The following is a 1,709-nucleotide window of genomic DNA, read 5'->3' as shown; positions in this document are numbered from 1 at the left end:
GCTGACCGGAAATGCGGACTGGACGTGGGCAGGCTCGCGCCTGTCGGTGTTCTTGCGCGCTGGTGGGGGTGTCTGGTGTTGCTGTCAGGCGGTTGCGCCGAGTGCGGCGGTGATGTCGGCCTGGGTGGTGCCGAGTCCGGCGAGTTCGCGCAGGAGCGTGCGCTTGCGGCGGTCGATGTTGATCCGGGTGGTGTGGTGGTCGGTGCCGAGGTCGTGGTAGCGGGTGGCGGGGTTGTTGAGGAGTTGCCAGACGATGATCAGGATGGAGCGGGCGACGGCGACGAGGGCCTTGAGTTTGCCGCGGCGTTTGACCAGGCGGCGGTAGCGGGCGCCGAGGAACGTCTGTGTCCTGGCGGCGGCGGAGGCGGCTTCGCCGAGGGCACCTCGTAGGTAGGGGTTGCCCTTGCCGGTCTTCCCGCGGCGGGTGGTGGCGCCGGACTGGATGGTTCGAGGGGCCAGTTTCGCCCAGGAGGCGAGGTGGCCGGGGGTCGGGAACTGGGCCATGCGGGTGCCGAGTTCGGCGAGGATGACCTGGGCGGTGTGGCGGGAGATGCCGGGGATCTCGTCGAGCCGGTCGAGGAGGTCTGTTCCGGACGGTGCTGCGCGGCCGGTGGTGGGTGGACCGTTGTCGGCGGCGCCGGGTGGGGGTGGGGCGTTCTCGTCGTTGTCGGGCATGGGCAGCGCTGCGATGGCCTCGTCGATCCTGGCGGTCAGGTCGTCGATGCGGCGGGTGAGGTCGTCGACCTGGTCGAGGAGCAGTCTGACGAGGTAGGCGTGGTGGTCGCTGAACTGGCCGGTCAGCGCGGCGGCCAGTTCGGCCCTGGTGGCCCTGACCCGGCCGTGGGCGAGCGCGGCCAGCTTCTTCGGGTCGCGTTCCCCGGCGACGAGGGCATCGAGTATCGCCCGGCCGGAGACTCCGAAGATGTCGGACAGCACCGTCGACAGTTTGATCAGCGCGTCCTCGAGGATCTTCTCGACGCGCTGCTTGTGCCGGGTCCGCTCGTGGGTCAGGTCGTCGCGCAGCCGGGTCAGGTCACGTAGCCGGCGGATCTCGGGCCGGGGCACGAACGACGGCCGCAGCATGCCGCGCTCGGCGAGTTTGGCCAGCCACACCGCGTCGAGCTTGTCCGTCTTCGGCCGGCCCGGGACGTTCTTCACGTCGCGGGCGTTGACCAGCCACACCGCAAGGCCCCGGGCCTCGAGCAGGTAGAAGAACGGCCGCCAGTAGTCCGACGTCGACTCCAGCACGACCCGCTCGACGCCCTGACAGACCAGGTGATCCGCCAGCTCGATGATCGGCCCGGTGGTCGCCGGCACATCCCAGACCCGGGTATGCCGCCGGCCCTCCTTCGTCTCGTGCGGGAGGCGGGTACAGACCTTCCCGATCCGCTTGCCGATGTCGATCGCCGCGACCCGGACCACGACCTGCTCGTGCTCACCGTCATCGACGGACTCAGCGGGACTGCTCATCGCGGGCACGCTCCCGAGACCCTCGGTGGACCAGGGCGGCTACCCGGGGGCCTGTGAGGGGAACCAGGAATCTGACCGGCGTGCTCGTGGCACAGTGCGCGACCCGCACACCAGGCCCCGACGCCAGACTGTGGTACGGCCTACAAGACCAAGAACATGACGACGTCGACGGGCAGCCACACCCACCCTTTCACGTCATCGCGACGTCCCCAAGGGCCCGACTGACTGTGGTGCCGAAA

At 69.7% G+C, this 1,709-nt stretch carries 1 protein-coding gene; it reads right to left on the bottom strand.

Going from position 1 to position 1,709, the window contains the following annotated elements; all coding sequences use genetic code 11:
- Positions 1–84: 84 nt before the first annotated feature.
- Positions 85–1,470, bottom strand: coding sequence for an IS110 family RNA-guided transposase (locus I6A81_RS41080; protein ID WP_203008468.1), 1,386 nt, complete (start codon positions 1,468–1,470; stop codon positions 85–87).
- Positions 1,471–1,709: the final 239 nt, after the last annotated feature.

Source organism: Frankia nepalensis, from assembly GCF_016786325.1.
In the GTDB taxonomy this organism is placed as follows: domain Bacteria; phylum Actinomycetota; class Actinomycetes; order Frankiales; family Frankiaceae; genus Pseudofrankia; species Pseudofrankia nepalensis.
The sequence above is the reverse complement of the archived record's forward strand: the minus strand, read 5'-3'. Positions and strand labels throughout refer to the sequence as shown.

Coding starts and splice junctions, on each gene's coding strand:
- I6A81_RS41080 (WP_203008468.1), bottom strand. CDS start 1,470: ATGAGCAGTCCCGCTGAGTCCGTCGATGACGGTGAGCACGAGCAGGTC.